3 protein-coding genes and 1 pseudogene are annotated in these 6,896 nt (G+C 71.2%); 3 read left to right on the forward strand and 1 reads right to left on the reverse strand.

Annotation, left to right across the window (positions count from 1 at the left end; genetic code table 11):
• Together AC08ON_RS03910 and AC08ON_RS03915 are read left to right on the forward strand one after the other, a co-directional pair.
• Positions 1-1,878: IucA/IucC family protein (locus AC08ON_RS03910; RefSeq protein ID WP_476616468.1), on the forward strand; the 1,878-nt coding region annotated here is incomplete at its 5' end.
• 11 nt (positions 1,879-1,889) lie between these two features.
• On the forward strand, positions 1,890-3,497 hold the full coding sequence (locus AC08ON_RS03915) for a glutamine synthetase family protein (protein ID WP_476607168.1): 1,608 nt from the start codon (positions 1,890-1,892) through the stop codon (positions 3,495-3,497).
• Here the strand turns inward: AC08ON_RS03915 and AC08ON_RS03920 are convergent.
• Positions 3,457-5,784 (reverse strand): annotated as a pseudogene (locus tag AC08ON_RS03920) (MMPL family transporter). The gene AC08ON_RS03915 and the pseudogene AC08ON_RS03920 overlap by 41 nt on opposite strands.
• A gap of 268 nt (positions 5,785-6,052) precedes the next feature.
• On the opposite strand from AC08ON_RS03920, the gene AC08ON_RS03925 reads away from it, so the two are divergent.
• Entirely contained in the window at positions 6,053-6,820 is a 768-nt protein-coding gene (locus tag AC08ON_RS03925; protein WP_476607167.1) for a TetR/AcrR family transcriptional regulator, read from the forward strand.
• Positions 6,821-6,896 lie beyond the last annotated feature (76 nt).

The following is a 6,896-nucleotide window of genomic DNA, read 5'->3' on the forward strand; positions in this document are numbered from 1 at the left end:
CGGGGTCCCATCCAGGGTTACCGGCTCCGAGCCGCGGGCGTCACATACGCTTTCACCGCCCGACGTGGCACATTCGGCTCCTGGTGGATCGATGCCGCCACGCTGACCCGCTCGCGCTCGGTTACGCCGCCCGGCCCGGACGGCAGCCCCCCCGAACCGGGCACCGCACCGACCGTTCCGGGCACCGCACCGGCGGACGACCCGATCCGCTTTCTCCAGGACATGCAGGTCCTGCTCGGCTGGTCCGACCCGGTCCTCGCCGACGTGGTACGCGATCTGCTCGCCACCCAGGCCGCCGATCATCATCTGCTCGGAACGGCGATTCCCGCGGTGGATCTCGCCGATCTGCCGTTCGTCGCGCTCGAGGGGTACCAGAGCGGCCATCCCTGTCTCGTCGCGAACAAGGGACGGCTCGGTTTCGGCGCGGCCGCGGCCGTCTACGCCCCCGAGGCGCGCCGGCCCTTCCGACTGCGATGGGTGGCCGCACACCGCGCGATCGCACGGTACAGCGCCATCGCCCCCAAGGCCATCGACCTTTCTGGCCAGGGCGCGCCGACCGTGCCCGACCTGCTCACCACGGAACTCGACGAGCGGACCCGCGCCCACTTCACAGATGTGCTCCGCGGGGCCCTGCCGGACGAGCCACGCCGGCCGGGCCCCGCGCCCGTCTCCGCCCCACCCGCCGGACCACCCGCCGGTACGACGATCGCCGACTATGTCTGGCTACCCGTCCACCCGTGGCAGTGGGAGAACGTAATCGTGCCGCTCTATGCGGCCGAGATCGCCACCGGCCTGCTGGTACCGCTGGGCGAAGCACCGGACCGGTACCTGCCCCTGCAGGCGGTGCGCACCCTCGCCAACGTCGACCGGCCGGACCGGCGGAACGTCAAGCTCGCGCTAATGATCCGTAACACGCTGGTGTGGCGGGGGATGTCGGCGGCTGATGCCATCGCCGGGCCGGCGATGTCGAGCTGGCTGCTCGGGCTTCGCGACGCGGATCCCTTCCTGCGCGACGTGACCCGGGTTCTCCCGCTTCCGGAGGTCGCCGGCGCCACCGTCCGGCACCCGGCCTACGACGCCGTCCCCGACGCGCCCTACCGCCTCCACGAACTACTCGGCGTGCTCTGGCGTGATCCGGTGGAGCGGTTTCTCGACGGCGGGGAGCGGGCGCGCAGCCTCGCGTCCCTGCTGGCGGTCGGCTCCGACGGTCGGGCAGTCGTCGCCGAGCTCGTGGCCCGCTCGGGCCGGCCGGCGCACGACTGGCTCGCCGCGCTGTTCGCCGCTCTCCTGCCGCCGCTGCTGCATTACCTGTACCGGTACGGCGTGGCCTTCACGCCGCACGGCGAGAACGTCCTGTGCATCTTCGATGCCGAGGAGATGCCCCGCCGCATAGCCGTGAAGGACTTCGGCGCGGACATCGAACTGGTATCCGGCGAGTTCCCCGAGCGGCGGGGGATGCCACCGGAGGCGGTCGAGCACTGCCGGCGGTGGCCCGGCCCGGTCCTGGCCCACTCCCTGCTCTCGGCGGTGTTCGCCGGGCACTTCCGCTTCTTCGCGGTGCTCGTGGCGGATCATCTCGATGTGGACGAGAACCAGTTCTGGCGGCTCGTGCGGGCGACGGTCGACCAATACCACGCGAGGTTCCCGGACCTGCGGGAGCAGTTCGCCTCGATCGATCTCCTCGGGCCGGCGTTCGGTCGGGTCTGCCTGAACCGCGAGCAGTTCGCGGGCGCCGGGTTCCACGATCGCGCCGACCGGGACGGAGGCTTCGACCTGATACACGGCGAGGTCGCGAATCCCCTGCACGATGTGTCCACCCTCACGACGGGCCCAGCGCGACCGGCAGCCCCGACGGAACCGGCGCCGCCTACGGCATGAACGGAGAACGCATGACATCGTCGCCGGTTCCGACCCCACCATCGGCCCAGGTTCCGGCCCGTCCCGACCCCCCGGACCCGCCTGAGCCACCTGAGCCGATCGGGCGGCCCGCACCGCGGGTCCAGCCCCGCCCGATCGGCCCCGGGTCATCGTCCGATCAGGCGCTCGGGGAGAACGCGGCCGGCCGGGGAGTGCTGCGTGACCTGTTGGCCGGAGCCGAACCGGTCGAGGAGATCATCATCGCCACCGTCGACCTGCAGGGCCGACTCGTCGGCAGCGCCGTGTCCCCGGAGCACTTCACCGGACCGGTGCTCGCCGATGGCCTCGGCGCCTGCACCTACCTGCACGCCGTCGACGTCGACATGAAGACCGACGGAGGCTACCCCCACACGCCCTGGTACGACGGCTTCGGTGATCTACGGCTCCAGCCCGACCTCACCACGTTGCGCCGCGCACCCTGGCATCCGTCCGACGCGGTGGTGTTCGCGGACGCGTTCTGGCCGGACGGGTCCCCGGTGGGCGTCGCTCCCCGTGCCGTGCTGCGTCGACAGCTCGACGCGCTCGCAGCCTCCGGTCTGACCGCCTTCGCCGGGACGGAGCTGGAGTTCCTGGTCTTCCGCGAGTCCTACCGCCGAGCTGCGCAGCGCTCCTATACCGATCTCACCCCGGCCAGCCGTTACAACATCGACTATGCGCTTTCCGGCACGGAAGGACTGGACGATCTGGTCCGACGCCTCCGGCGGGCGATGGCCGGCATCGGGGTGGCGGTCGAGTCCGCGCGCGGGGAGGTCCATCCGGGACAGTTCGAGATCGTGTTCCGGTATGCCGATGCGATGCAGGCCTGCGACAACCACACCCTCTACAAGACCGCCGCCAAGAAAATCGCCGCGGCGGGCGGGCAGGCCCTGACCTTCATGGCGAAGTACGACGAGGGCGAGGGGAACTCCTGCCATGTTCATCTGTCCCTGCGCGAGACGGACGGGGCGTGTGTGTTCGCGCCGTCCCCCGAAGGTGAGGGGGCGCTCGTCCGGCACCCCGGCTTGGCCCCACCGGGCATCGCACCCCCCGGTTTCCCACCCCCCGGCTCTCGCGACGACATCGCCGGGATGTCCGCGCTGATGTGCTCGTTCGTGGCCGGGCAGCTCGCCTGCATGGCCGATTTCGCGTTGCTGTACGCGCCCAACGTGAACTCGTACAAGCGCCTGGCGCCGGGCTCATTCGCTCCGACCGGAATCAGCTGGGGACGGGACAACCGGACCTGCGCCATACGGGTGGTCGGCGACGGGCCGGGACTGCGCGTCGAACATCGGGTGCCGGGCGGTGACGCGAATCCCTACCTCGCCGTCGCCGGGATGATCGCGGCCGGCCGTCACGGCATCGAGCACCGTCTCCCGCTCGAACCCGGACGGGTGGGCAACGCCTTCACCATGCCGGACGTGCCACGGCTGCCCGCGACCTTGCGGGAGGCGGTGGACCGATGGCGGGCCAGTGCGGTGGCCCGGGCCGCCTTCGGTGATCGGGTCGTCGCCCATCTGGCCCATGCGGCCGAAGTCGAGCTCGCCGGCTACGAGCGGACCGTCACCGACTGGGAGCGCCGGCGCGGCTTTGAACGGTTCTGACCCCGACCTGCTCCGGGACGGAGTATTCGCGTAGTCCGAACCGCCGATACAAAGTCCGCAACGGGCCAGGGGCCCACCAGTTGTAGTCGCCGGCCACCCGCATGAAGGCGGGGACCAGCACCCCGCGGATGAGGGTGGCGTCGAGCACGATCGCGAGCGCGGTGGCGATCCCGAACATCTGGATGAACCGGACCGATGAGGTACCGAACGCGACGAAGGTGACGGCGAGCAGCGCGGCGGCGGTGCTGACGATCCGCCCGACCCGGGCGAGCCCGGCGGCGACCGCCTCGGTGTTGGGCGCGCCGGCGTCGTGCGCCTCCTTGATCCGGGAGAGCAGGAAGACCTCGTAGTCCATCGAGAGCCCGAAGGCGATACAGAAGAGCAGGACCGGCATGGAGGTGTCCAGCGGGCCTGGGGTGAAGTCGAGGAACCCGGACAGGTGGCCGTCACTGAAGATCCACACTGAGGCGCCGAACACGGCGCACATCGCCAGCCCGTTGAGCACGATGGCCTTCACCGGTAGCAGCACGCTGCCGGTGAACAGGAACAGCAGTACGAAGGTCGCCAGCGCGATCAACCCGAGGGTGACCGGGAGACGGTCGGCGATCGTGGTCTTGCCGTCTACCAGGACGGCGGATGCGCCACCGATAAGCACGCTGGTCCCCACGGGCGCCGGCACCGCACGCGCGGCCCGGACGAGGGCCTGCGCATGGTCCGACGCATAGTCCACCGCGGGCACGACCTGGAGGGAATCCGCTCCGGCGATCGCGAACCGGCGGCTGGCCGGACCGGGCGGTACGACCCGGCGCCCGTCGATGTGGGACCCGAGGGCGCTGTCGACCCGGGCCACGTCCGGCAGTTCGGACAGCGCAGTCGCGTAGGATGCGAGCGCGGACCGGTCGATCATGCCCGGCCCGGTGGCTTGGACAACGACGTCGAGCGCGCCGCCGATGTCGGCGGCGAACGCGCCCCGCAGGGCGTCACCGACGATCCGGCTGTCCGCCGAGCCCGGCTTCAGCACCCGGTCGTCCGGGGTGCCGAAGTTCACGTGCAGAAAGGGCGCCCCGAGGACGAGCAGAACCGCGATCACCGGCAGGCCGGTGAGCACGGGGTGGCGCATCACGGTGCCGGCGACCTGACGCCAGAACGGCGAGTCGGCCGCCTCCCGCACCACGACCGGCGCCGACCCGACCGGCGCCGGCCCGACCGCGCCCGCGGGCCCGATCGCCTCGCCGCCCCGGGCACGACCGGCGCGGCGACGGCGCACGAGCCCGAGCAGACCGCCGATCCCCCAGGCGTTGACCCGCTCGCCGAGCACCATCAGCAGCGCTGGCAGGGCCACGACGGCGGCCAGCATCGCGACGAGGGTCACCGAGATCCCGGCGTAGCTCATCGACTTCAGGAAGAACGGCGGGAAGACGAGCATCACGGCCAATGCCACGATCACCGTCGCCCCACTGAACAGGATCGTCCGGCCGGCCGAGCGGACCGTCCGCTCCACCGCGGTGGCGCGGTCCCGACCCGCCGCCAGTTCCTCCCACCATCAGCAACGAGTAGTCGATGCCCAGCCCCAGGCCAAGGGCCGTCGCCAGGTTCACCGCGAAGATCGACACGTCGGTAAGCTCACCGATCACCGAAAGCGCGGCGAAGCCACCCAGCATGCCGAGCAGCCCGATACCCAGCGGCAGCAGGGCGGCGACCACGCCCGCGAACGCGATGACCAGCAACGCCAACGTGATGGGAATGGCGAACGACTCGGCGGCGGCGAGGTCGGCCGAGACGTGTCCGCTGATGTCCTCCCCGACCGTCGCGGCCCCACCCGGTCGGACCGTCACCGCCCCCGGCGCGTCCGCCCACGACCCATAATGATCAACGATATCGGCGGCCTGGTCATCGTCCTGGACACTGGCGACGACGAGCGCCTGCCGACCGTCCCGCGAGCGCAGCGCCGGACCGCCCCCCGTCCAGTAGGACACGACGTCCCTCGCCCCGGCCTGGGCTGCGAGATCGGCCGCAACCTCCCTCCCCGCGGCGACGACCGCCGCGTCGTCGACATCGCCCGCCCGGGCGGTCACCAACAGGAGGAGGTTCGGGCGGCCGTGGAAGCGGGCGTCCAGGACGTCCTCGGCCCGGGAGGAGTCCGACGCTGGATCGTCGACCCCCCCGTCTGGAGTTTGCTGAAGGCACCACCCGCGAGCCCACCGGCGCCGAGCAGCACGAGGAGCGTGAGGACGAGGACCAGACGCGGGCGGCGCGTCACGAGCGCCACGAGCGCCACGAGCGCCACGAGCGCCACGAGCGCCACGAGCGCCACGAGCGCCACGAGCGCCACGAGCGCCACGAGCGCCACGAGCGCCACGAGCGCCACGAGCGCCACGAGCGCCACGAGCGCCACGAGCGCCACGAGCGCCACGAGCGCCACGAGCGCCACGAGCGGAGTAAACACGGAACCCTCTGAAGAGCAGGCGATGCTGAAGAGAACAGTGTTCGCAATCGCTGTTCGTGTCAAGACACATCCGTTCACAAAGTTGACAGCGTTCTCGTCGAGACCCACCATGACCGTGGTGAGCAGTCCGGTTCCCCGTCGCGAACGACTGCGGCAGGCCACTCTCGACGAGATCAAACAGACCGCGCGCGCCCAGCTGGCCGAGCACGGCCCGGCTGCGCTCTCCCTACGGGGGGTCGCCCGGGTGATGGGCATGGCCCCATCGGCCCTGTACCGCTACGTGGACAGCCGGGAGATCCTGCTGGCCGAACTGGTCGCGGACGGGTTCGCCTCGCTGGCGGAGGCCCTGGAGGCGGCCTTCGACGCGGCCGATCCGCATGACCACCTACGATGCTGGCTCCAGGTCGCCCGCGCGCAGCGCCGCTGGGCCCTGGACCACCCGACGGAATACGGACTGATCTTCGGCCCCGGCATTCCCTGCGCCACGTCGACCAACGACCGGATGATCACGCAACTGCACCGCGCGGTCGCGGTGCTGTTCCGCTGCATGAGCGAGTCGACCGGGGCCGGCATGATCGACACCGCCGCGGTGGACGCCCAGCTCACCCCGCCGATGCGCGCCAGCCTGCAAGCGTGGGGACGCGACCACGACGTCGCGATCGACGCCGCCGGACTCGCCGTGTGCCTGGCCGTCTGGACCCAGTTGCACGGCTTCATCTCCTTGGAGATGTTCGGGCACCTCCCCTCCGCCCTTGACGACATCGACGAACTGTTCGACCGGCAGATGGCGGACGCGATCATCCGCGTGTGGCGAGGCGGGTACAACCTCGCCACGCTGATGCCCGTCCCGCCAGCCGACCGACCGGTCGCGAAGTGACCACCCGGTGCCGGCCACCCGGTGCCGGCCAGTCGGTCCGGTGATTGACGGTCCGGTGATTGACGGTCGGCCGGTC

The organism is Frankia sp. CoWAU3 (assembly GCF_977971855.1).

Bases quoted from the DNA above. Each gene is read 5' to 3' on its own strand.
- AC08ON_RS03915 (WP_476607168.1), top strand. From the start codon at position 1,890: ATGACATCGTCGCCGGTTCCGACCCCACCATCGGCCCAGGTTCCGGCC.
- AC08ON_RS03925 (WP_476607167.1), top strand. From the start codon at position 6,053: ATGACCGTGGTGAGCAGTCCGGTTCCCCGTCGCGAACGACTGCGGCAG.